25 protein-coding genes are annotated in these 22400 nt (G+C 37.7%); 2 read left to right on the top strand and 23 right to left on the bottom strand.

The genetic code is table 11. The annotated features are described in order from the left end of the window. Positions 1-215: 215 nt before the first annotated feature. The 10 genes from ACIQCO_RS21095 to ACIQCO_RS21050 form a co-directional block, all read right to left on the bottom strand. Positions 216-1826 (bottom strand): extracellular solute-binding protein, encoded by a 1611-nt coding sequence (locus ACIQCO_RS21095; protein ID WP_400432171.1) that lies wholly within the window; start codon positions 1824-1826, stop codon positions 216-218. A 135-nt stretch (positions 1827-1961) separates the two neighbouring features. Beyond that, positions 1962-2861 (bottom strand): carbohydrate ABC transporter permease, encoded by a 900-nt coding sequence (locus tag ACIQCO_RS21090; RefSeq protein ID WP_400432168.1) that lies wholly within the window; start codon positions 2859-2861, stop codon positions 1962-1964. Between the two features lie 25 nt (positions 2862-2886). Continuing rightward, positions 2887-3840 (bottom strand): ABC transporter permease, encoded by a 954-nt coding sequence (locus tag ACIQCO_RS21085; protein ID WP_400432165.1) that lies wholly within the window; start codon positions 3838-3840, stop codon positions 2887-2889. 226 nt (positions 3841-4066) lie between these two features. Next, positions 4067-5146: a Gfo/Idh/MocA family protein gene (locus tag ACIQCO_RS21080; RefSeq protein ID WP_400432162.1), complete on the bottom strand. Its 1080-nt coding sequence runs from the start codon at positions 5144-5146 to the stop codon at positions 4067-4069. A 151-nt stretch (positions 5147-5297) separates the two neighbouring features. Further along, positions 5298-6251 (bottom strand): MDR/zinc-dependent alcohol dehydrogenase-like family protein, encoded by a 954-nt coding sequence (locus ACIQCO_RS21075; RefSeq protein WP_400432160.1) that lies wholly within the window; start codon positions 6249-6251, stop codon positions 5298-5300. A gap of 58 nt (positions 6252-6309) precedes the next feature. Beyond that, the gene (locus ACIQCO_RS21070) at positions 6310-7353 is read right to left on the bottom strand and encodes a LacI family DNA-binding transcriptional regulator (RefSeq protein ID WP_400432157.1); all 1044 of its coding nucleotides are present in this window, start codon (positions 7351-7353) and stop codon (positions 6310-6312) included. Between the two features lie 224 nt (positions 7354-7577). Next, on the bottom strand, positions 7578-8405 hold the full coding sequence (locus ACIQCO_RS21065) for a sugar phosphate isomerase/epimerase family protein (RefSeq protein WP_400432154.1): 828 nt from the start codon (positions 8403-8405) through the stop codon (positions 7578-7580). 15 nt (positions 8406-8420) lie between these two features. Further along, positions 8421-9593, bottom strand: a complete 1173-nt coding sequence (locus ACIQCO_RS21060) for a Gfo/Idh/MocA family protein (protein WP_400432179.1) — start codon at positions 9591-9593, stop codon at positions 8421-8423. A gap of 23 nt (positions 9594-9616) precedes the next feature. Then, positions 9617-10585: a sugar phosphate isomerase/epimerase family protein gene (locus ACIQCO_RS21055; RefSeq protein WP_400432151.1), complete on the bottom strand. Its 969-nt coding sequence runs from the start codon at positions 10583-10585 to the stop codon at positions 9617-9619. Positions 10586-10943: 358 nt separating this feature from the next. Further along, a complete protein-coding gene (locus ACIQCO_RS21050) occupies positions 10944-11978 on the bottom strand; it encodes a LacI family DNA-binding transcriptional regulator (RefSeq protein WP_400432148.1) in 1035 nt (344 codons plus the stop codon). Positions 11979-12172: 194 nt separating this feature from the next. On the opposite strand from ACIQCO_RS21050, the gene ACIQCO_RS21045 reads away from it, so the two are divergent. Then, the gene (locus ACIQCO_RS21045; protein ID WP_400432176.1) at positions 12173-12778 is read left to right on the top strand and encodes a YesL family protein; all 606 of its coding nucleotides are present in this window, start codon (positions 12173-12175) and stop codon (positions 12776-12778) included. Between the two features lie 251 nt (positions 12779-13029). On the opposite strand, the gene ACIQCO_RS21040 is transcribed toward ACIQCO_RS21045, so the two are convergent. The 3 genes from ACIQCO_RS21040 to ACIQCO_RS21030 all read right to left on the bottom strand — a co-directional run bounded on the left by ACIQCO_RS21040 (position 13030) and on the right by ACIQCO_RS21030 (position 14508). After that, positions 13030-13188, bottom strand: a complete 159-nt coding sequence (locus tag ACIQCO_RS21040) for a hypothetical protein (RefSeq protein WP_400432145.1) — start codon at positions 13186-13188, stop codon at positions 13030-13032. Then, positions 13181-14050, bottom strand: coding sequence for an SDR family oxidoreductase (locus ACIQCO_RS21035; RefSeq protein WP_400432142.1), 870 nt, complete (start codon positions 14048-14050; stop codon positions 13181-13183). The genes ACIQCO_RS21040 and ACIQCO_RS21035 overlap by 8 nt, the downstream gene beginning before the upstream one ends. A gap of 110 nt (positions 14051-14160) precedes the next feature. Further along, entirely contained in the window at positions 14161-14508 is a 348-nt protein-coding gene (locus tag ACIQCO_RS21030) for a hydrolase (RefSeq protein WP_400432139.1), read from the bottom strand. 673 nt (positions 14509-15181) lie between these two features. On the opposite strand from ACIQCO_RS21030, the gene ACIQCO_RS21025 reads away from it, so the two are divergent. Next, positions 15182-15541: a Lin0512 family protein gene (locus ACIQCO_RS21025; protein WP_400432137.1), complete on the top strand. Its 360-nt coding sequence runs from the start codon at positions 15182-15184 to the stop codon at positions 15539-15541. A gap of 117 nt (positions 15542-15658) precedes the next feature. Here ACIQCO_RS21025 and ACIQCO_RS21020 read toward each other — a convergent pair whose 3' ends face one another. The 10 genes from ACIQCO_RS21020 to ACIQCO_RS20985 all read right to left on the bottom strand — a co-directional run bounded on the left by ACIQCO_RS21020 (position 15659) and on the right by ACIQCO_RS20985 (position 22365). Beyond that, positions 15659-16168 carry a DoxX family membrane protein gene (locus ACIQCO_RS21020; RefSeq protein WP_400432134.1) on the bottom strand — a complete coding sequence of 170 codons (510 nt, stop codon included), beginning with the start codon at positions 16166-16168 and terminating at the stop codon, positions 15659-15661. Positions 16169-16436: 268 nt separating this feature from the next. After that, positions 16437-17498: an LLM class flavin-dependent oxidoreductase gene (locus ACIQCO_RS21015; protein ID WP_400432131.1), complete on the bottom strand. Its 1062-nt coding sequence runs from the start codon at positions 17496-17498 to the stop codon at positions 16437-16439. A 244-nt stretch (positions 17499-17742) separates the two neighbouring features. Then, positions 17743-17892 (bottom strand): hypothetical protein, encoded by a 150-nt coding sequence (locus ACIQCO_RS21010; RefSeq protein WP_400432128.1) that lies wholly within the window; start codon positions 17890-17892, stop codon positions 17743-17745. Positions 17893-17930: 38 nt separating this feature from the next. Further along, positions 17931-18065 carry a hypothetical protein gene (locus ACIQCO_RS21005; RefSeq protein WP_400432125.1) on the bottom strand — a complete coding sequence of 45 codons (135 nt, stop codon included), beginning with the start codon at positions 18063-18065 and terminating at the stop codon, positions 17931-17933. Between the two features lie 338 nt (positions 18066-18403). After that, positions 18404-18505 (bottom strand): YuzK family famiily protein, encoded by a 102-nt coding sequence (locus ACIQCO_RS28220; protein ID WP_483874172.1) that lies wholly within the window; start codon positions 18503-18505, stop codon positions 18404-18406. Between the two features lie 2 nt (positions 18506-18507). Next, complete coding sequence (locus tag ACIQCO_RS28215) at positions 18508-18561, bottom strand: hypothetical protein (RefSeq protein ID WP_483874173.1); 54 nt, start codon at positions 18559-18561, stop codon at positions 18508-18510. Positions 18562-18967: 406 nt separating this feature from the next. Next, positions 18968-19105 (bottom strand): hypothetical protein, encoded by a 138-nt coding sequence (locus ACIQCO_RS21000; RefSeq protein ID WP_400432122.1) that lies wholly within the window; start codon positions 19103-19105, stop codon positions 18968-18970. A gap of 149 nt (positions 19106-19254) precedes the next feature. Further along, on the bottom strand, positions 19255-20031 hold the full coding sequence (locus ACIQCO_RS20995; protein WP_400432119.1) for an arylamine N-acetyltransferase family protein: 777 nt from the start codon (positions 20029-20031) through the stop codon (positions 19255-19257). A 27-nt stretch (positions 20032-20058) separates the two neighbouring features. After that, on the bottom strand, positions 20059-21150 hold the full coding sequence (locus ACIQCO_RS20990; protein ID WP_400432116.1) for a threonine aldolase family protein: 1092 nt from the start codon (positions 21148-21150) through the stop codon (positions 20059-20061). A gap of 96 nt (positions 21151-21246) precedes the next feature. After that, on the bottom strand, positions 21247-22365 hold the full coding sequence (locus tag ACIQCO_RS20985; RefSeq protein ID WP_400432113.1) for an NAD(P)/FAD-dependent oxidoreductase: 1119 nt from the start codon (positions 22363-22365) through the stop codon (positions 21247-21249). Between the last annotated feature and the right edge of the window lie 35 nt (positions 22366-22400).

Genomic DNA, 22400 nt, shown 5'->3' with positions numbered 1-22400 from the left:
TGGTTGGCATAAAGATGGCACCTCCTTTGATTGATACGTCTATCGTACCGGAGGTGCCGACTCGTTTATATGCGTTATTTGATTACGGGCTTACTGTGCATTCAGCTTTTTGTATTGCCTTACAATCTGAAGTATAGTAAAAAGGGTGTACCGAAAATGGCACACCCTTACGAATATAAATCATTCATTTTCTCGATTACAGGTTAGACTATCTATTATTTGTCAATAGCATCATAGGTTTCTTGGTAAGCTGCAAGGTATTCATCCACACCCAGTTTATTGAACGCTTTTACATATGCATCCCAATCTTTTTCTAAATTTTTCTCGCCGATAATAAATTGAACTGCACTTCCTTGAACGAAGCTTAGGAGATCTGCTTTTATTTCTGCAATTCTTTGTGCCTTCTCAGGGTCAACCACGTCATTTAATAGTGTTTCCGCTGGACGGTGACCATCATACTTTTCTTTTGTTTGTAAATAGAGATATCTTTCATATCCATCTAAGATATTAATATCCTGTGAGGCTGCTTGGCCGTGATAAAGGTCTTCTGTTAAGTAAGTAAAATCATTATCCCAAAGAATATTAGAAGGTTTTTCTGGATCAAGTTCACCTCTTCGGAAAATAGCAGGTTTTCCATCCACTCCCAAATCTCCTTCCTTAGGTTCAAACCAGCCAGTCCCTTTTATACCAAACATTTCATCTAAAGCGCCTTCTTGTGAGTAAACGTAGTCTGCAATTTTTATAGCAGCAATTTGCTGTTCTTTTGTTGCTTTGTCTGTAATGACAAATTTAGCTGAACTAGCTGAATTCCCATTGTACACTGTTTCTTGTATTCCGCTTGGACCTTTAAGCGGCGGAATGGCTTCATACTTTGTCCAACGGTCTGAATCACCTTCTATGTTCAATACAGCCCCGGACCAAAGTCCTGCGAAAGTTCCTAATAGTGGTTTATCACCTTTGTTTGCTAGTTGTTTAACCCCTTCATCTTGCTGTGTAAACGTTTGCGGATCAAATAGTCCCTTAGAATAAAGGTTACGCATATACTCAAGACCTTGTTTCCACTCCGGTTGATTGGCCACAAAACTTAACTTCCCATCATTTACCTTAATATAGTTACCATGATTGGTGTAAATAAAGGCGTTCATGATAAAATTAATAGGGTTCATTTCTTGGTCATTTGGTATTCCACTAAGTGGTACTTCATCTTTTTTTCCATTACCATTTGGATCATTATTTTTAAATGCTGTTAAAACCTTTTCTAATTCCTCTGGTGTTTGCGGCATTTCCAAATTTAAGTTCTTTAACCAGTCTTTATTAATCCACATTTTGATTGGATAGGTACAATGATAGCACCCCATCATACCTGGTAACCCGTAGATTTTGCCATCTGGCATTGTAATTGCCTTTTCAATCCAAGGCTGCTGTTTAAATGCTGCTTTAATATTTGGTCCATACTTATCAATCAAATCGTTTAAAGGGATAAAAACACCCTGTTTTCCATATTTCAATTGTTCAATCCCACTAAAATCTCCACCGATAAATGCAGCAGGATAATCACCACTGGCTAATAATAAACTTTGCTTTTGTCTCGCACCATCATCAGGAGTGGTTTGAAATTTAATATCAATATCCAGTTTTTTCTCAATTTTCCTCGTCAACTCATTATCGTTAAAATCAGTTATACTCGGTCTTATAGCTGAAAATGCAGTGACTATGGTTTTCCCATCTGCATTTTTATCCCCATTTGTTTTATCCGACGTACATCCTGCCAACACAGTAAGCAACGCTAAGATCACAACGAAAACTTTCCCCAGTCCCTTTTTCATATTTTATCGCTCCCCTTTTTGGACTATTTTACATATGATAAAAAATAGGTAGGATTATGATTACTAAAACCTACTTAATAAATCAATAGCATCGCCCCCTAATGAACCCTTTAAAAAAAGTAAAAGGTAAGGAATCTACTCTTTTACAGATCCAATCATCATTCCCTTTACAAAATGTTTCTGGACGAAAGGATAGAATAATAGAATTGGTAAACTAGATATGACAATCAGTGCATATTTCATGATGTCACTTAAACCTTGCAATTGTGCCATTTTATATGCAACTTGAGGTGAGAGCGTATTCACTTGATTCAAAACTAAGATATTTCGCAGTACTAATTGCAATGGATAGAGATCCGGTGAATTCAAGTAAATTAATGCATCAAAATATGAATTCCAATTCCCTACTGCATACATTAGTACCAAGACAGCAATAATCGGCTTTGCCAATGGCATTACGATTCGCCAAATAAATCCAACATCGCTGCATCCATCCAGTTGAGCGCTTTCATAAAGTTCATTTGGAATGGTAGTTTTAAAAAAGGTTACGGCAATAATAACCTGCCAGACACCGAGCGCCTTAGGAATGATTAATGCCCACCTGGTATCAACTAATCCCAAGTTTTTAACAATCATATAGGTTGGGATAAGGCCGCCTTCAAAAAACATGGTAAATACAATCAGCATCATGATTAGGTTTCTGCCCACAAATTCTTTTCTTGATAGTGGAAAAGCAATCAGGATGGTTAATATAAGTTGAATAATCGTCCCGACAACAGTATAAAAAATAGTATTAGCAAAGCCTGTTACAACCTGGCTGTTTTCAAACACCGTTTTATACGCCAAAAGAGTCGGTTCTTTCGGGAAAATGGTTACTTCTCCCTTTATGACTGCTCCAGCACTACTAAATGATGATGCTAGTATATTTAGCAGCGGGTAAAGGACAACAATCAAAATAACAAATAAGGTTGCGTAAATAAAAATTGTTAATATCCGATCTCCTAAAGGTTCTCTAATAGCATTTGTATTCCTCAAGCTAATCCTCCTTTAAAAACTGGAATTACCATAAGCTGTTGTCTGAAGTTTTTCTGGCAATCCAATTCACTACAAACAGTAATATGAAATTAATAGCAGAGTTAAAAATACCAATCGCTGTTCCATAACTATAACTAGCATTTATAAGACCAATTTGATAAACATATGTTGGAATAACCTCGGAACCAGGTAAGTTTACCGGATTTTGTAGTAATAATACTTTTTCAAATCCAACACTTGTTAACTCTCCAATTGCCAATATTAAAAGGATAACAATGGCTGGAAGAATCCCAGGAATATCTACATGCAAAATCTTTTGCAACTTTGAAGCTCCATCCACTTTGGCTGCCTCATATAATTCGGGATTAACACCAGCAAGAGCAGCTAGATAAAGGATGGACGAATAACCTGTATGTTGCCACACCTCTGACAAAGCATATACAAATTTAAAATTTGTTACACTTGCCAAATAATTGACAGGATCAAATCCAAATAATTGAAAGATTTTTGGTAAGATTCCGACTGTGGGATCAAGAAATAAGAGAATCATACCAGCCATAACGACTACTGAAATAAAGTGTGGTGCAAAGGTAATCGTTTGGCTAATCTTTTTAAACATTCCGGCACGTACTTCATTTAATAACAATGCCAAAATGATTGGTGCTGGAAAGGTGAAAATTAACGTAACAACACTAATTTTCAATGTATTACCTAAAATCGACCAAAATTGCGGTGAATCAAAAAATCTTATAAAGTGGTCCAGCCCTACCCATTCACTACCCCATATACCGCCTACCACATTGAAATCCCTAAAGGCAATTTGTAACCCAACAAGTGGTAAATATTTAAAAATAATAATATATAACATTGGCGGAATAATTAATATATAGAATTGCCAATGTTTTTTCATTTTCCTTAAGGTGGTATGAGACCTGATTACTTTTCTTTCCTTAACCGCTTTATTAGTAACTATCTCCAAAGGAATAACCCTCCTATCTTTGAATTTCCTCTTTCTAAACACAAAACTGGCAATAGGCTGCAGAAAATCCATATTCTTAATATAATTTAGCTAGTTTCCAAGGGTCCTTCTCATTTGAGAAAATAGGTCCACCTAACCTCAAATTCGCACAGCTTTCAAGTTTGTACTAACAGAAGAAAAGGGCACCCAAAACTGTCTGGCATTTTATTTTAGGCCCCTCGCCATTTTAATTTGTTACGTAACTAGTTTTTAAAACTTCTATGATTTCCTTAAATAATTTTAAATCTTCTTTATAGTCTTCCATTGATGTTTTTGGTTTTATTCCTTTTGTCACAACATCATAGAGATATTCTAATTCATGGGTGTATGGATCTTTATATGTAGGTCGAACGATAGTTTGATTAAATTCTTCATCGATCGTTTCATTAATATGAAGATTGGTTGGTAAATGTCTAATATATGGGGTGTCGTATTGTACCCTAAGTGATTTTGCAGGACTATACACTTCAATATGAGCATCAAACCGTCTTTGCTTATCCACTCCTGTCTCAAAGACTGTATAAAAGCCATCATATTCAAAAACAGCAGTTATAAAACTACTCCATTGCACAGCAGAAACCACTCGTTTTGGTACGCCTATTAGTTCTCTCATTGCTGATAGATCGTGACTGCTTAAACCACAAAGTAAACGGTAGGTATTATATAATTCATCTGGAACATCACCTAAAGCTTCTTTTACCATTTCTTTTCCACGATTATATTTTTCTGTAATGGCTTTTTCAGGAATGTCATTAAAGCGATAAACTTTACTAGATTGTTCGATCATAAGTCTATTTTCACCAATAATATCTCGAACTCTTACGTAATTAATTTGATCTAATTTTTTGACTTCTTCTACGGCTTGTGTAAACGCTGGAGCATAACGTCTCATGTACCCTACCATTACTTGTACATTCGCTTCATCACGAGCTTTGATTATGGCATCCGCTTCAGCTAAATTTAAACAAACTGGTTTCTCTACAAATACATGTTTTTTGTTTTTAATGGCAGAAAGAACACATTCCGTATGGTACTCATCACTGTTTAAAACCATTACTAAATCTAAATCATTTTGCTTAATTAATTCGAATGCATCTGTGTATAGGTTATGTACCTGATACACTTCTCCCAGAACATCAAGTAATTGTGGTGAAATATCGCATAGAGCAGCTATTTCAAATTGATTTGATAATGCTCTTAAAATGGGTAAATGAATAATTTGTGATACTTCTCCTAATCCAATCACACCGACTCTTATTTTCGTCAAAATAACGTTTCACCCTTTCCTAAATAGTTAATTAAATTCACTGGAGTCTACCACCCATCAACGACTACTTACTTCCTTATCCAGCCATTGATTAACTCGGATGAAACTATTTCTAATTTCATGGGTTGGATCATAGTTCATTCCACCTCCATTAATCATTTCTTATGACAGCTTTTATGAAGCCTTGTGGTTTTTGGGCTGCCGTTTCAAAAGCGTCGTTTATCTGATCAATTGTAAAAAAATGTGTAACTAGTGGTTCCATCTTGAGTTGATGATTATTTAATAGTTTTATTCCCGTGTGCATTCCCTCAATATAAACATCAGGGTCTCTTTCATGGGCATTAACGATGTCTAAGCCTTTCCAATTCCATGTTTGCAAATCAATCGTTCTTGGTCCACCCTGATGGTATCCAAATATTACAATTCTTCCACGAACTTTCACGAGCTTAGTCGCTAAATTCAACGGCTCCTGATAACCTGTGCTCTCTATTACGACATCTGCACCGAGACCGCCAGTTAGTTCTAAAACCCTTTTCTCGAGTTCTTCCTCATTTGAATTTAATACCACATCTACTCCTAGTTTCGCTGCAAGAACATGTGACTCTTCCCTCGGATCAATTGCAATGATTTTAGAAGCCCCTTTTAGTTTTATTCCTTGTAAAATAAGGCTGCCCATAAATCCGAGACCAATCATTACTACAGTATCTCCTACTTGGACCCCAGATCTTTTAGTCCCATTCATAGCACAGGCAATTGGTTCACCCAAAGCTAATTCAAAAGGAACATGGTCGGCAATTTTGATTACTGCCTTCTCTGGAACAGCTACATACTCTGAATAACCTCCTTTTTCTGTAAAAACAGTAACACGGTCACCGGGTGAAAATTGTGTAACTTCATCTCCAACCTCATCCACAATTCCACTAACCTCATGGCCAATAAAGAGAGGATAATCTATTTTCATATTATTATTTTTCCAAAGACCTAACTCGGAAGAGCAAACCCCGCAAGCTTGAACTCTTATTAAAACTTCATTTGGTTTTGGAATCGGAATATCTACGTCGAACACTGAAAAACTTCCGGGTTTGACCAAAGCTGCAGCCTTCATCACTTTCATCTCCTGCCATTCATATCTTTCAGAAACAATTTGTAAATAAAAGAAATTATTAAACCTTTTTTAATTGCTTCTTTAATAATAATCCAGCACTCTCTCTAATTATCAACTCCATTTGAAACATCAAATTTTTTGGAGCGATTTCAATTGTTTCACGAGTCTCAATCATTTCAACCAATAATTCAACAGCTGATTTAGCCATTTCTTTTATTGGCTGCCTGATCGTCGTTAATGCCGGTTTAATCATCGTGGAAATATTTATATCATCATAGCCAACGATTGCTACATCCTCCGGAACTTTCAACCCCTTGCTTTCTATTGCTTGTAAAGCTCCAACAGCGATAAGATCATTCCCACAGAATAACGCGGTAAATTCCTCATTTGAGGTGAGAAGTTCTACCATAGATGTATAACCAAAATCAAAAGTAGCACTTCCTCGTTTAATAATAGATTCGTTGACTGCTAGATTTTTTATCACATGGGCATTTCTATAGCCTAATTCTCTATCAGGATTTAAAAGGGTACCGCCAATATAAGCTATTTGTTTGTGACCTAATTCTATCAAATGTTTTACAGCTATTTGCGCTCCATCCATATGGTCTCCATTGACTGAGCTAATGCCTGGAATTCTTTGATCAAATGCAACAATTGAAACTTCTTTTGTTTCCAATATTTCTTTAATATCCGGATGATTAAAACTGCTAAAATCTCTTAGTGTACCAAAAATAATCCCATCTACATTTCTATTAATAAAGTTTTTCAAAAAGGCTATTTCTCTTTCAACAGGATTTTCTACAACAGATGTTGTACAAAGCATTACTGTATATCCTAACTGCCATAGTTCTTCTTGAATTACTTCCGCAACTTGAGACCAATAATCATTTGACAAGTGAGGTACGATTAACCCTACTGATTTGGTCTCTCCGTTAATCAATGTTCTTGCGATCTGATTCGGATTAAATTGCAACTTTTTAATAGCTGCTTCTACTTTTCTTCTGGTAGAGCTTTTTACTTTATCTTGATTATTAATAACTCTTGATACAGTTGCTATTGAAACCCTAGCTTCTTTTGCTACATCCTTTATTGTACATTTCATTTTCTAACACCTTATTTCTTGAAATGTAAACGTTTTTACATTTGCAATACTACTTTGATTCACGTCTGATGTCAATATATTTAGAATTTTTTGAATACAATTTTTAATTCTTTTCATAAATCAACTGAAAAAAATCTCATTTTTCTTTTAAAAGTAATATATCCACTAATCTTGTCACATTTCTTCTCATGGTTTAATGGAAACCTTTCCATTTTATTAGGTAATTATTTAATGGGAAGCAATAAATTTTGTTCCACAAAATCTCTGCAAATTTTCAAAGAGTTAATCGGAGTACTAGTTGATTGATCTATTTCCACAGTTACCCAGCCATCGTAATGAATCTCTTTAAGGAAATCTATGATACCTTCAAATTGGATGGTCCCAAGACCTAATTCACAAAAAATTGGCATCGCTTCATTGCCTGATAAAATAGGGAATATTTTGGCATCTGGATCCTCAGGTGTAACATCTTTTAAATGCAAATAAGCAATACGATCCTTATAACGTCTCATTACCTTTACTGGATCCATACCAGCCCTAGTTAAATGAGCCGTATCTGGGCAAAAATAGACATATTCTGGGTTCGTTAATTCCATTATTGTATCCAGCTCATATTCACTTTCAATTTCTGTCCCTAAATGTGGGTGGACACATGCCTTAACGCCTAAATCATAACAATGTTTAGCTGCCTCATTAATGGTTTCAGCCGCAATTTTTAATTCTTCAAGTGTTGTACCGCCAAGATTTCGAGGCCCTTGTGGTCCAAACACAATCCGATCACTGCCGTTTGCTGCAAGAAACTTCGCGACTCTTGTATTGTAATCAATGACTTCCTTTTGAAACGACTTCTCACTGAATCGTCCCCCGCCATAGAGGGCAGAAAGTTCAAATTGATTACTAGCTAATAAATGGTTAAATTCTTCTATTTTATTTTCGTATTGTAAGGCAATGTGAGTAAACGTTTCACAGGCCCGGTAGCCAAGGAGTGAAGCTTCCTCCAATCCCTTAAGTAAATTTTCTCCCCACGTAATTAGGTGACAGGATATTTTCATTTTCAAATTCCTCCCCTATAGATTGATTAGATTACCTTTATGTTTATAAATATCAGAAATTTCCACCCATTTTTTCGTATTTGCTGATTGCTCAACAGCTGCCAGTACCGCCTGGTTTATTACACCATCTTTAAAGTTAGGAACCGGGCTGTAACCTTTTGCAATTCCATTCATTAGTTCCACCATTAAATTAATGAAAGTATGTTCATAGCCAATAATATGACCAGAAGGCCAGTAAGCTCCTGCATAGGGGTGAAGTTCTTCCGTGCAATTGATGGTTCGAAAACCTTGAAGGCCTGCTTCATCATCCGTAAAATAAACCTGAAGTAGATTCATATTTTCCATATCCCAGCGAATCGACCCTTTTTCCCCATTTATTTCAAAACGGTTTCCATTTCGATTGCCGCCAGCTAACCTTGTAGCTTCGAATATCCCAACAGCTCCATCCTCAAATCGGGCCATAAAAGCAGAAGTGTCATCTACCGTAACCTTCCCTAATTCTAAATGATTAGCATCTGCCTTTGCGCTAAGTCCCCCGCTTGTTTCCACAATTGGACGTTTCTTTATAAATGTATCCATCATTCCAACAACTTCCTTGAATTCCCCTACAAGAAAACGGGCTAAATCTATACTATGTGCTAAAATATCTCCATGAGCACCTGAACCTGTGACCTCTTTTTGTAATCTCCACACCAATGGGAAATTCGGGTCAAGAATCCAATCTTGTAAATATGTAGCACGGATATGATGAATTTTTCCTAATCTTCCTTCTTGTATTAACTTTTTAGCAAACTGTACGGCTGGTACAAAGCGATAATTATGACAAATCATATGGACTACTCCTGATTTTTGAACAGCCTTCAGCATGCGATCAGCCTGTTCCACGGTCAATGCCAGCGGTTTTTCACAGAGAATATGTTTTCCTGCCTCCGCTGCAGCAATGGCAATTTCCACATGAGCATTGTTCGGTGTAACAATATCAATTAAATCTATATCATCACGTTCAATTAATCGCCGCCAGTCTGTTTCATAGGTTGCCCAGCCCATCTTCTCAGCTGCCTTTTTTACTCCCGCCTCATTCCGGCCAGCTATGGCTTGCATTACAGGCTCCACTTCTGTGTTAAAGTAGAATGATAGATTCCTGTATGCATTACTATGTGCCCGTCCCATAAACTTGTATCCAACCATCCCAATCCTTACCTTTTTCTTATTTACGTCCACCAGACTTCACCAATCCTTTCATTAATCAGAATATGATTTAAAAAGGCAGCTGCCTTGTTGAAACCTTCTTCAGTGGACATTAAACTGTCTTCATGCTCTATGCTGACCGCACCTTCATAGCCCACAAGTTGAAGTGTACTAATAATCTTTCTCCATATTTCTTCCCCATGGCCATATCCCACTGTACGAAAAATCCAAGATCGATTATTCTCGTCTAGATAGCTCTTTGTATCCAAAACACCGTTAGCTGCAGTATTCTGTTCGTCGATACAAGTATCCTTTGCATGGAAATGATACAAGGCGTTCACCTTCGCGAATTCTTTGATACCTACTATCGGATCCATGCCCTGCCAGAATAAATGGCTTGGATCAAAATTTACACCGATATTCTCTCCACACTCCCTTCTCAAACGCAAAAGGGTCTCTGTGTTGTACACTACAAATCCAGGATGCGGCTCTATCGCCACTCTTACATCATGTTCTTCTAAGAAACGACTCTGCTCCTTCCAATAAGGGATAACTTTCTCTTCCCATTGCCAATCCAAAACCTTTCCGAAATCTTCCGGCCAAGGACATGTCACCCATACAGGATTTTCTGAGTGATCTGACTCGCCTGGACATCCAGAGAAGGTAATCACCGTTTTAACACCTAATTTTTGAGCTAGTCGAACGGTATTTTGAAAATCCTCATGATGTTGTTTGCAGACATTTAAATTAGGATGCAATGGGTTCCCGTGACAACTCAATGCACTTATTTCTAAACCGCGGTTTGCTATGGCTTCCTGAAAAGCCTTTAATTTACTTTCATCTGCCAATAGCTCCTCGGGATTACAATAGGCATTTCCTGGATAGCCCCCAGTTCCGATTTCAATTGCTTTCAACCCTTTAGAAACGATAAAATCAAGTGCTTCATCGAAAGGCTTATTTCCGAACAAAACAGAAAAAACTCCTAATTTCAAGTTACATACACTCCTTTGTGAATTTCTGTTTAATCATTTAAGAGTCTAAACTTATAGTGTAAATCATTTGTAAAAACGTTTACATTTTTATTCGCATGACATTGTTTTTACAAGATCCATTGTACGTGCACTCTATTAGAGAATGTAAACGTTTTCACTTTTTTATAATGATATTCTATTATTGAATCTTATAGAAGTCAATAATATTCTGAATTTTATAAACCATTAGTATTTTTATGGTTAAAAGAGGAAAATGGTTAAGCAACTATTTATCCCCTTTTATCTCCTCTAAACTTTTTGAATATCCATAGAGGGGACAATCATGATTAATAAAAAAAATGAAGTTTGTTAGAAACCTCTAACAAACTTCATTTTTCACTTTGGACATTGGCATCCCCCCGCAGCTTTCTCTAACAATCAATTTCATATCAAATATGAGTTTTTGTGCTGGCCTATTATTATCCTCTATTAAGTTTAATAATAGATTAACAACCGATGAACCCATTTCTCTAATTGGCTGTTGTATAGTGGTCAGAGCGGGCTTTGTTAAGTGAGCCATTTGAATATCATCATATCCGACAACCGCCACGTCCTCTGGGATCCTCACCCCAGCATTTATCAGACACTGCATTGCACCAAGTGCAATCATATCATTGGCACAAAATACGGCTGTAAACTTTTCCATAGATTTCAGTAATTCAAGCATGGCTGTGCTGCCAAATTCATGCGTAGGGGTGCCACGTTTAATGATAGCTTCATTTACAGTCAATCCATTGAGAGTATGTGCATTTCTGAACCCTAATTCGCGGTCTGGACTGAATAACGGGCCGCCTAAATAGGCGATTTTGTTATGTCCTAACCTTATAAGATGTTCAACTGCTATAAGAGCACCCTGTAAATGTGCTCCTCTAACCTTGCTTATATCTGGAATATCTTGGTCAAACGCTACAACTGGAATATTAGAATCAATTAGTTCCTTAATTGCCGGATGGTATCCTGTCGAATGATAACCGGACAAAGTAGCATAAATAACTCCATCTACTCTTCTTTGAATAAAATTTCTAATAAATGCTTCTTCTCTTTCGGCAGAATCTTCAAATGTTGTGGTGGCACAAAGTAATGTGGTGAACCCTTTCTCCCACAACTCATCCTGTATTGCTGTAGCTACTCCTGCCCAAAATTCATTTTTTAAATTTGGAACTAATAAGCCGATTGTTTTGGTTTCCTTTTTTATCATTGTCCTTGCAATTTGATCAGGTCTAAAATCCAACTTTTGTATAGCCTCTTCAATTTTCTTCCGGGTTGAATTCTTAACGCGATCTTTGTTATTTAAAACTCTTGAGACAGTTGCAATTGAAACACCAGCCTCATTTGCTACATCTTTAATTGTCATTTTCATAGTTTCACCTAATTTATAAAAACGTTTTCATTTTAAGATTAGCTTAAAGGACAAGATAGACAATGTCAATTATGATTTTCCCAAATATATTAGTGACATCTTTTATATATTCTTCTCTTTTATTTAAAAGTATGATAATTTATATTTGACGGAAAATTCTAAATCATAAGGAAATGTAGGTGATTAAAATGAACTTTCTTAATAGCAGCTTATATCAAACTCTTAATACACTTTCAAACTTTTTCCTTTTAAGTTTACTATGGTTACTCATGTGTTTACCGATTATAACTATTTTTCCTGCAACTGCTGGGTTATTTGCTGTGGTTAGGGAATGGCATACTAAAAAAAATACACGCCTTTTCTCCATATTTTTCCGCTATTTCAAAGAAAATTTTAAACAAAGTATATTACTTAGCCTTATGTGGGCACTCTGTATCGTGATTTTGTACATAGACTTTTTGTATACAAAACAACTGCCTCCTACAATGAAGAACATTTTTTTAACCATCTTATACACAGCAGGCGGTTTAGTTGCTTTTACATCCATCTTTATATTTCCAGTGATGGTACAATATAAATCGAATGTAATCCGGTTAATCAAAGCCTCCTTTTTTCTTTCTATTGCCTTTTTACCCCTAACATTAATTTGCCTATTAGTTCTGGGACTAATAATTGGCGCGGCATACATTTTTCCAATATCTATTTTTCTAACAATAAGTTTAGGCGCCTTCATAATCTATGCAATATGTAATAATGCCTTTCAAAAAGTGTATAGTAAAAAGGATTTCTCTTAATAGACCTTTATGGATGGTGCCGATTTATTCTTATGAATAGTTCCTTTTATTCATTTACCGCATTCAAATTCATACTCATTCAAGGAAAGGTAGTATGTTTAGTTTTCCATTTTTCATAGCGATAAATATCCAAAAACTAAAGTTATGTGGTTAAGGTATTTAAAAGATCACTATATTCAGGATAATATCAATCTATCCAAATCAAAGCGATAATCCATGGCACCGGAAAATGGGGTCAGTCCCCTGGTGAGTTAAAGCTCTAGGTTACCGAGGGACTGGCCCCATAGCCACGTGCGGATTGAAACCTTTTCATGGAAGGTATTAAATACTATAGTAGTTTCTGTTCCATCCCAAACCATGCCTAACCAGTATCCTTGCTCTGGTTCTCCTATACCAATGAATTTAGCCATTTACGATGGTTCCGCCATTAACATGCAGAACTTGTCCTGTTACGTAGGAGGAATCTATATTGGATGCGAGATACACATAAGCAGGCGCGAGTTCTTCCGGCTGTCCTGGCCGCTTCATTGGGGAATTTTGTCCAAATTTACTTACTTCTTCTTCCGAAAAAGTAGATGGAATAAGCGGGGTCCAAATAGGTCCAGGAGCGACTCCGTTAACCCTGATTCCCTTCTCTACCAACTGAATTGCAAGGGAGCGGGTAAAGGACGTGATGGCACCTTTTGTGGAAGAATAGTCGATTAACTTTGGATTACCTTTATAGGCTGTAATTGATGTTGTATTAATGATGGCGCTGCCTTCCTTAAGATGCGGTAAAGCAGCTTTTGTTAGATGGAACATCGAGAAAACATTAGTTCGGAAGGTCCGCTCCAGCTGCTCCATGGAAATGTCAAGAATGCTTTCTTGAGGGTGTTGTTCCCCAGCGTTATTCACCAATATATCAAGCCCGCCAAATTCATCGACAGTTTGTTGAACAGCTTCCTGACAAAAGGATTCATCAGCAATATCACCGGACAATAACAGGCATTTTACACGTTCTTCCTCGACCAAGTGTTTCGTTTCTTCCGCATCATGACTTTCATTTAAGTAAATAATCGCTATATTGGCTCCTTCTTTGGCAAATGCAATCGATACAGCTCGTCCTATGCCACTATCTCCGCCGGTTATGATCACGTTCTTACCTTTTAGTTTGTCGCTCCCTTTGTATTCTGAATTCATAGTCTCTGGTGCTGGCGTCATTTCCTTCTCGGTTCCAGGTTGTTGTTTTTGTACTTGAGCAGGTAATTTAGTCGGGTATTTTTCACTTTTCATCCTTGGGGTACCTCCTATAGTTGGGTGATAGCAAAGGTAATACCCTTTGTGTAGGTAAATAAACCAATTGCAATTTCAAAATTATTATCTCATCTCAAGGTGCAGCAAGTTTAAAATCTGTCCTTTTGATGGTTTACAATATCTTCATTTAAGATTCCCATTTCTCTTATATGTGCACGGGCTTTTTCATCTCCTAGGTAAAATAGCATGGTATAGATCAGCAGCATTTGCTGGTCATATTCCATATTTTGAGGCTGATGATGGTATTCAAGAAAAGGAAATTGTGCACGAAAAAAGCTTTCCCAGTCCGTTTCGTCATTTTGATCAAAAAGTCGTTCAAGAACAGCTAGTTGGGATTCTGTAGCTTCAATTTTAACACCCCATTCTCCTTCGAAAGGGTCTCTAAGAATATCATGCGATTGAATATTAACATAATAACTTTGTTTTTGTTCACCCATCCGATTCATCTCCTATCTTTTTGTATGTTTACCACAACTTTGCTGGTTTTAACCATTTTCATGAATTATAACTATACATACCTATTTCATAAAAAATATGTAGAATAATAAAAGAAAATAGAAAAGAATAATAGGTTTACTAATTTGAAATAATTGGGTAAACGATTAGTAGGAAGATGAAAATTTAGTTCTAGATAAAGCTGTATAAACATGTTTTTAAATGGCTCTCTTTAAACGATCAAAAAGTTAATGGAGGGATATATCATGAAAATTAATAAACCTGAATGGCTGTCATTAAGTAAAGAAATAAAAGTAAAGCTAATTCGATTAGCGATATTGGAAAACCGAAACAAATATTCTGGAATCTCATAAGATCTTTTCTACAAACTAAGGCCAGTCCCCCACCACTTTGCAAAGTAAAAGTGCTGGGAGACTGGCACCTGATTTTAGTTTTCTGGAATGCCTATTCGTTTATGAATTAGTTAAAAGGATGTCTAACACTTTACCAAAATCTCACAGGGCGCACTTAAACCTTTTTGTCTCCCTCAAAAAACATGTCCTACCCTATTCACTACCTCAACTCAATATAGTAAATATGTCGATAATTTAACATTGATAAATTAATAGGATAAAATAGATTCGAAATAGAAATTGAAAGAAGGTTGAATTAATTATGGAAAAATTAATGTTTATAGAAACCGGGATGGGGATCGACGTTCACGGTCAAAATATTACCCATGCAGCAGTTCGTGCTGTAAAAAATGCCATTCACTTTAATTCGATGCCAGGTATTCGTTCGGTGCTCCCAGAAAATAGTTTAGATAATATGAAAGTGAATGTAAAACTTGCAGTTCCTTGTGATAAAGAAAAACTCGATATTAACGCTGTAAAAGAAGCTTTGCCATATGGGAAAGTTACAGTGGAAGTAATGGAGGGTGGAATGATGACAACCAGCGGGATTGTCCTTGAGGATAAAGGTGACAAAAATGATCTCATGTACATAGTTGTTGCATCGGTCGAAGTTGGCTATTAATTTTGAGAAATTTTTGAGCAATAAAGGTTTAGTTCACCGGGGGCCAGGCACCTGCATACACTGAGTGACTATTAAAAAAGACGATTCGGAGCCCGAATCGTCTTTTTTTATTACAATTTAAGCAACTAGTTTATTTTCCCTATTATGGGTCTTAGCCGTTTTGCGGATGAAAGGAACCACCCAGCGGTCTAGGCCGAATCTGCCTGCGTTATATCCAGCAGTGAGGATGATGAAGCCTAAGAAAATATCCGTTGGGTTGTGAGATACGGTACCGGCCATGAAGAATGAAAAGTTCATTACTAAGCCAAAGAACATCGCTGCTGTAGTTAGGCATCCTAGTAGAAGGCCTAGGCCAATTAACGTTTCGCCCCAAGGGACGATAAAGTTGAACACATCCACATTTGGTAAAGCAAAGCTATTTAAGAATTCAACATACCAGCCATAAACTAAAGCACCATCTGGTCCTTTAACGGGATTTGCGGTTACTCCTTTTAGAAATCCTGCAGCATCGAAGCCGCCAGTTAATTTATGAAGACCTGCAGTAAACCAAGAATAGCCAAGATATAAACGAATGATTGTTAAGATAGCAGCAGAGCTTTTCTTTTCTCTTAAAAATTTGTTAAACATATTGTTTTCCGCCCTTCAAATTTATTTGTTCTTGATAATTACACTATATTCCATTCTTCACGTTACTAACATGGCAATAGTGATAAGTTCACAGTTTGTTTGAAATGTTTTGACGGAAAATTGAACAGGTAGGTTGTAGTGATAATTCCTTTAAACAAAGAAAAAGAACCACACCCGGCAGGTTAGTCCTTGGCTTAGTGATAAATTCAATTGCGAGTTGGCTCACTTTATTCTTGCGATTAAAGTTGTTTCATTTACCCTGCCGTTTTTACAACTCCCCTTCGCTTTCCCCTTCCCATCTGGATATTTCTTTTCTAACGATTGGTGCAACCTCTTTTCCTAATAATTCTATCGCTCTCATTACATCACCATGTGGCATGGTACCCACCGGTACATGGAGCATAAAGCGTGTAATCCCGACATTCTTACGCAAGTGAATGATTTTATCAGCAACCGTTTTCGGATCCCCTACATATAATGCACCTTCAAAGCTGCGAGCAGCATCGAAGCTTGAGCGGTCATACTTTCCCCATCCACGCTCGCGTCCTAATTTATTCATGGCCTGCTGGGTTGAAGGGAAAAACTTTTCAGCTGCAGCTTCGGTACTCTCTGCGATGAACCCGTGTGAATGTGAGGCAACTGGCAACTTCGATAGGTCATGTCCTGCGTGAGCGGCTGCCTTCTTATAAAGTTGGACAAGCGGCTCAAAATACAATGGACTGCCTCCAATAATCGCCAAAACGAGCGGTAGTCCAAGGAGACCAGCGCGGATAACGGAATCCTGGTTCCCACCGCTGCCAATCCAGACAGGCAAAGGATTCTGAACCGGTCTTGGGTACACACCGAGATTGTCAATGGCTGGCCGATGCCCGCCTTTCCAAGTTACTTTCTCGGACTCCCGTATTTTTAACAGCAACTCCAGCTTCTCGTCAAATAACTGATCATAGTCCTTTAAATCATAGCCAAACAGCGGAAATGATTCGATAAACGAACCTCGGCCAGCCATGATTTCTGCGCGTCCATTTGAGATGGCATCAAGTGTAGCAAAATCCTGAAAAACCCGTACCGGATCGGCAGAAGAAAGCACCGTAACGGCACTTGTTAGCCGAATCCTGTTTGTCTGTGAAGCCGCTGCAGCCAGTACGATGGCAGGAGAAGATGCCGCATAATCTGCGCGATGGTGCTCTCCCACACCAAAAATATCCAGACCTACTTGATCGGCTAATACAATTTCCTTGACAACCTCCTGTATTCGTTGGGCATGACTGATTATCTTACCGGTTTCAACATCCGGCGTTGTCTCTACAAATGTGCTAATACCTATTTCCACTAAGAGTCCCTCCACTTATGTATGTGCTGGTTTGCAGCCAGAGGCAAAATTAATTTCACATGATTAACTATTGCTCCGTTCAACCCTCACCTAAAATCCTATCATTATCTTAACTAACTATCTCTAATTGTACAAACAAACGAATTGCTTACGGCATCATGAAAAAGAGGGGGCTATTGCCTCCCCCCTCTTCAAGACTGATTTATTCTGATGAAAAAAATCTGATTTCTTTTTACCAAACAAGCTATTTGCTCTTATTACGATTGGGCTGTTGAATAGTTACATGTTTAGGGCGTTCTGGAAATGACGCCTTACCTGAATCATCAGGTCCCGTAAGGTTATTTCTTTGATCAAGAACTTTTCCAGTATATTCAATTGGATTTCTGTCCGACATTTGTTTCACCTCAAATTAATAGAATGACTGGCCTGAGCCTAGCTTTTCTTCCCTTGATATTTCATCTTCATTTCTGCCTCACTCATGTTTGGGTTGCTTCTAGGGTGACTTTTTCTTAGTTCCTTCTTCAATTCCACTGTGGCATCATCGCCCGTATTATACTTTTGATCCATACGCCAGCCTCCTTTTCGTTATTTATTATGGACTGAATCAAATGGTTCATTCTTTTATGTCAGACATTTGTTTTTTCAAGGCAGGTCTTTGTTTGTTTGTACCATAATCACTTTCTAAAAATAAATAAACGATGTTTTGATAGGAAAAAGTGGAGAAAGAAAATAATGATTTTAACCAAGAGGAAGGAATGGATTAGGGATGTGGTTTGATGTAATTAAGAAAGTAATTCACAAGGAAAATCGGGTGCTTGGCCCCAACCAATTGGTCAGTCCCCCGGTACGTCAGAGCTTTGGTTCACCGGGGACTGACCCCATGGCCCTCTTCATTACCCTTTTATTCATGAGGTTAAGCGATTATTATAATGAACAAGTCGGTCTAAGTCTGCAACCATTCTGCGACACATATTATAATCCTTTTCACGGCTTTTTTCGACTCTCATTCTTACTGAATGATGTCTATATACTCTTCATAACCTACTCCATGAGCACCATGCATCGCTTTTTCCATTTCACTCGTATAACTTAATTGTAAATGATCGATAACAAATCATTCCTTTCAGTTCTTTTCATATGGCGAATTGTTCTTTTACGTAGGTTTCATCTTACCATTGATTTATAGGTCCCACAAAGTCGAAAAACCGGTGTATTTTACTGTATAAAGGAATCTCATCCCAACTCGAGAACATATCACTGATATGCGTACCTTTTCCGCCATATCCTTCCATTTACTGCAAAACCTAAACTCCAGGGTCTTAACCAGTAGCAATGAACATTATAGGAAAAGGGCTCAGTCCCCAATGCGAAACCGAGAGACTGACCCCTTTTTAGTTTTGAAAAAATAAAACCATCTTTCTATGTAACTTGCCAAAAAAGATAGTTTCACATGTTGGAGATTTTTTCTTTTATTGTTTTTTGACAGGAGTGACTACCGCAAATAAACTTTCGGTTGGATCAGATACATTAAATTCAATGATTTTAAAGCCACTTTCTCCATCTTTGTACTCATTTTTCCCAGTGATATTGATTTGAATGTTATTCATATTCATCCTTCTTTCCTAAGATTTCTCACACAGAAGTTAATATATGATGGAAGTTAAAATATGTGAATGAATTATTTTAATTTTTTTCCAAACAACTCAACAATTTTCTGGTTGGTCCCTGGCAGCTTTTGGTGTTTTTTCTTAATTTTTTACACCCAAAAATGGTGTTTTGCCAGTTCTTTGAATTTCACGTCATCAATTGTCTCCTTGGAGACTATTCCATCAGCCCATTGTGTAAATGTGCTATTTGTTAAGGTGATATTTCCGCTTTTGGTCAGCCGGGTCATTAATGGATGTTTGTTAAATGAAGAATCCTGGTGTTCTTTGATAATCGTTTGGATCTCATTCAAATTCGCTGCATCTTTAATAGGTTTCTTAGAATCAAAAGCATAACCTATTTTCCAATCTGTATCTTTGTGCTTCAATTTCATTTCCAGGACATAATCTCCATGTTCATTATTTACTTTTTTAATTCTAAATTCACCATTATTTGATACAGTGGTTTCACCAGATAAAGGAACAGGCTTTAATGGTAAATTACTTCCAAATCCGGCATCAATTAAATACGTTTGATCCTGGTGATTAATAAGAATCGTCACATGCGTTCTTCCAAGTTTTGTATAGTCTTGAGCAGCATGGTTGTAAACAACCCCGGTAACTAGGTCTACGTTAAAACCATTTTCTATTAGGTAGAAATAGAAAAGCGGATTTAATTCGTAACAAAGTCCCCCTTCATTTCTTTCCAACATTTTGTTTTTTAAGTTTTCTTTTGTGATAGTACGCGTTTTGTTTTCAATAATCGTTAAATTTTCGAATGGGATCGTTTGTGCTGTCTTTTCAAGAACATCAGCTAATTTTTCAAAAGTAATTTTTTCGTTTTCTGGCATGCCAATTCTTTTATGAAAAAGTGAATGCAGCTTTTTCATTGCTATACCTCCACCTTTCGGACACTTTTATCGTTTTTTTATCTTCTCATCCAGCAGTTTAAACACTTCGATTAATTGTTTATGCGGAAGATTCGCATACAAATCACCAACGCTCACTTCAAAATAACTGGTTGAATTGGTTGCTTCTCTTACATTGCTGGATAAACCAATGCCCGATTCTTGACAGATTTCTGTTAAAATTAAATCCATTTCCACTTTTGGTGCATCAAAATGGACATGAAACATATTTGAGACTGGTACCTGCGGCTTGGTTGAAACAGCGTAACATTGATTATAGAATTGAGCGAGTTCTTTAGCTCCTTCATGATACTGTTTCATTTTGCCAATCCGTTTTTCAAAGTAATAGTCTGCGCTTAGGAAATAGGGATAAAGACTGATTAAGTCTCCCCCATGACGTCGTTTCCATACTTTTGATTTCTCTGTAAAGGCTTGATCACCGGCAAGAATGGCTCCGGCAATCCCGCCGATTCCTTTGTAAAAAGATATGTAGACACTATCAAACAGACTGCAAATGTCCGCGGCAGACTTTTCATAAAACGGCAGAATTTCAAACAGTCGTGCACCGTCCAAATGCAATTTGATGCCTTTTTCTTTACAATAAGCGGCTATTGCTTCAAGCGTTTTATATGCTGGCAGCTGTCCGCCAATCTCCCGTTGCGGTAATTCCAGCAATAGGCAGGCGACTTCTTCCTCCATACCCGCCACGTCCTCGAATTCAATCACTCTGTTTTTATCTGCCAGTAAGATCGATTCAATTTGATGCAATTCTTTTAACCCATCTTCCTCATGAATCTCCAAATGGCTCAATGGGTGGTAGGCTACCTTTCTTATCCCTTTTTGGTCACACCAAATGCGTAGGGCGATTTGCTGGGCCATCGTCCCGCTCGGAAAAAACACTGCCGACTCTTTCCCTAAAAACGCGGCCATTTTTTCCTCAAAGTCTTCGATGATTTTCCCCTTCCCATACATTTCGCTTTCCAGTTGTCCATCCAAGTCGTTGAATACCTCTTTTAGGACCTGAACATTTCTAGCGCCATGGCCATTCACTTGATATTTTGTTTGTTTAAACGCATCTAGCAAACTATTTTTATCGCTCATATTTCCTGCTCCCTTCAAAACTAAAGCCTTTGTTTCTTTATCCTAATTCTACTATACCAGCTTGAATATTTTTAAGGTTTTTATCCAGCGTTCCCATTAAGCCCTTAGCGCTCCAGCCACATCATAGCTGCTAAAGTCAATTTCTGTTTCTCTTCCTAACACTAGTTTGGCTAGTTCCGCACCGAGATAAGGGCCACTTGTTAGACCTGATGCGCCCAATCCATTTGCTAGAAAAATCCCGTCATAATCTGGCAAAGCTCCTGCAACTGGAAGAAAGCCTGGGGCAACCGGCCGGAAACCTACCCGTGTTTCAACAAAGGTGCTATTGGCTAATCCGGGCACTGTTTCTAATGCTTTGCTTAAAATTTCATTCACTCCGCCTGCGGTTACGCGAGAATCAAATCCTGCCTCATTTTCGTGTGTGGAGCCAACGATTACACGGCCATTGTCAAGTGTGAGCAAATACTGGTTATTAGGCGGCATAACAACCGGCCAAGTGCCAGTATCAGTTTCTGGTAAATTAAGATGAACGATTTGCGCTTTTTGCGGTTTTATTAAAAAATCAACACTTAATGGCTGGAGAAGTTCATTTGCCCATGCCCCTGCGGTAACAATCACCTGATCAGCAAACATTGTTTTATCCTCAAGTTTAATTCCAATCACACGATTTTGTTTAAAAACAAGGGATGCATTTCCTTTCAGAAAAGTAACCCCATGCTTTATGGAGGCCCGAATCAATGCTTGACACAATGCCCTTCCATTTACGCGAGCACCGCCGCTAATATAAACCGAACCAAATTCCTCTGCTAACGGAGGAAATAGTCCTTTTGTTTCCATTGGAGTTAAAATCTTAATCTCGCCAATTTCAGGTGCATCCTCGCGGCGTTTTCGCGCTCGTTCCGCCATTTGTTCTAGTTTATGAAAATCAGTATGAAGGCTTATCGCCCCAACCTGCTTATAACCTGTATCTTGTTCTCCGTTTGCTTCCAATTGAGCCATTAATTCCGGATAGTAACGAGCCCCGCCTTTTGCTAACCTATACCACGCTTGATTGCGCCGCTGCGAAAGCCACGGACAAACAATCCCGGCTGCTGCGCCTGTAGCCTGTCCTATGTCCTCACGATCCACTAAGATAACCTCAGCATTTTGTTTTGCAAGATGATATGCTGTCGATGCACCAAGAATTCCTGCTCCAATAATGATTATTTTTTGCATAGTACACCTATTTCCATATATAATAGACTCCTCTT

The organism is Neobacillus sp. NPDC093127 (assembly GCF_044754175.1).
Classification (GTDB): Bacteria; Bacillota; Bacilli; order Bacillales; family Cytobacillaceae; genus Neobacillus.
This window is presented reverse-complemented; position numbering and strand designations above follow the sequence as displayed.

What these genes read in the sequence shown, in the direction of transcription:
- ACIQCO_RS21010 (WP_400432128.1), bottom strand. Translation starts at nt 17,892, where the DNA reads ATGTCGGACAGAAATCCAATTGAATATACTGGAAAAGTTCTTGATCAA.
- ACIQCO_RS20985 (WP_400432113.1), bottom strand. Translation starts at nt 22,365, where the DNA reads ATGCAAAAAATAATCATTATTGGAGCAGGAATTCTTGGTGCATCGACA.
- ACIQCO_RS21075 (WP_400432160.1), bottom strand. Translation starts at nt 6,251, where the DNA reads ATGAAGGCTGCAGCTTTGGTCAAACCCGGAAGTTTTTCAGTGTTCGAC.
- ACIQCO_RS21095 (WP_400432171.1), bottom strand. Translation starts at nt 1,826, where the DNA reads ATGAAAAAGGGACTGGGGAAAGTTTTCGTTGTGATCTTAGCGTTGCTT.
- ACIQCO_RS21050 (WP_400432148.1), bottom strand. Translation starts at nt 11,978, where the DNA reads ATGACAATTAAAGATGTAGCAAATGAGGCTGGTGTTTCAATTGCAACT.
- ACIQCO_RS21035 (WP_400432142.1), bottom strand. Translation starts at nt 14,050, where the DNA reads ATGAAAAGTGAAAAATACCCGACTAAATTACCTGCTCAAGTACAAAAA.
- ACIQCO_RS21030 (WP_400432139.1), bottom strand. Translation starts at nt 14,508, where the DNA reads ATGGGTGAACAAAAACAAAGTTATTATGTTAATATTCAATCGCATGAT.
- ACIQCO_RS21045 (WP_400432176.1), top strand. Translation starts at nt 12,173, where the DNA reads ATGAACTTTCTTAATAGCAGCTTATATCAAACTCTTAATACACTTTCA.
- ACIQCO_RS20990 (WP_400432116.1), bottom strand. Translation starts at nt 21,150, where the DNA reads ATGAGCGATAAAAATAGTTTGCTAGATGCGTTTAAACAAACAAAATAT.
- ACIQCO_RS21040 (WP_400432145.1), bottom strand. Translation starts at nt 13,188, where the DNA reads ATGGCTAAATTCATTGGTATAGGAGAACCAGAGCAAGGATACTGGTTA.
- ACIQCO_RS28220 (WP_483874172.1), bottom strand. Translation starts at nt 18,505, where the DNA reads ATGAGAGTCGAAAAAAGCCGTGAAAAGGATTATAATATGTGTCGCAGA.
- ACIQCO_RS21025 (WP_400432137.1), top strand. Translation starts at nt 15,182, where the DNA reads ATGGAAAAATTAATGTTTATAGAAACCGGGATGGGGATCGACGTTCAC.
- ACIQCO_RS21070 (WP_400432157.1), bottom strand. Translation starts at nt 7,353, where the DNA reads ATGAAATGTACAATAAAGGATGTAGCAAAAGAAGCTAGGGTTTCAATA.
- ACIQCO_RS20995 (WP_400432119.1), bottom strand. Translation starts at nt 20,031, where the DNA reads ATGAAAAAGCTGCATTCACTTTTTCATAAAAGAATTGGCATGCCAGAA.
- ACIQCO_RS21020 (WP_400432134.1), bottom strand. Translation starts at nt 16,168, where the DNA reads ATGTTTAACAAATTTTTAAGAGAAAAGAAAAGCTCTGCTGCTATCTTA.
- ACIQCO_RS21065 (WP_400432154.1), bottom strand. Translation starts at nt 8,405, where the DNA reads ATGAAAATATCCTGTCACCTAATTACGTGGGGAGAAAATTTACTTAAG.
- ACIQCO_RS21000 (WP_400432122.1), bottom strand. Translation starts at nt 19,105, where the DNA reads ATGAATAACATTCAAATCAATATCACTGGGAAAAATGAGTACAAAGAT.
- ACIQCO_RS21060 (WP_400432179.1), bottom strand. Translation starts at nt 9,593, where the DNA reads ATGGTTGGATACAAGTTTATGGGACGGGCACATAGTAATGCATACAGG.
- ACIQCO_RS21005 (WP_400432125.1), bottom strand. Translation starts at nt 18,065, where the DNA reads ATGGATCAAAAGTATAATACGGGCGATGATGCCACAGTGGAATTGAAG.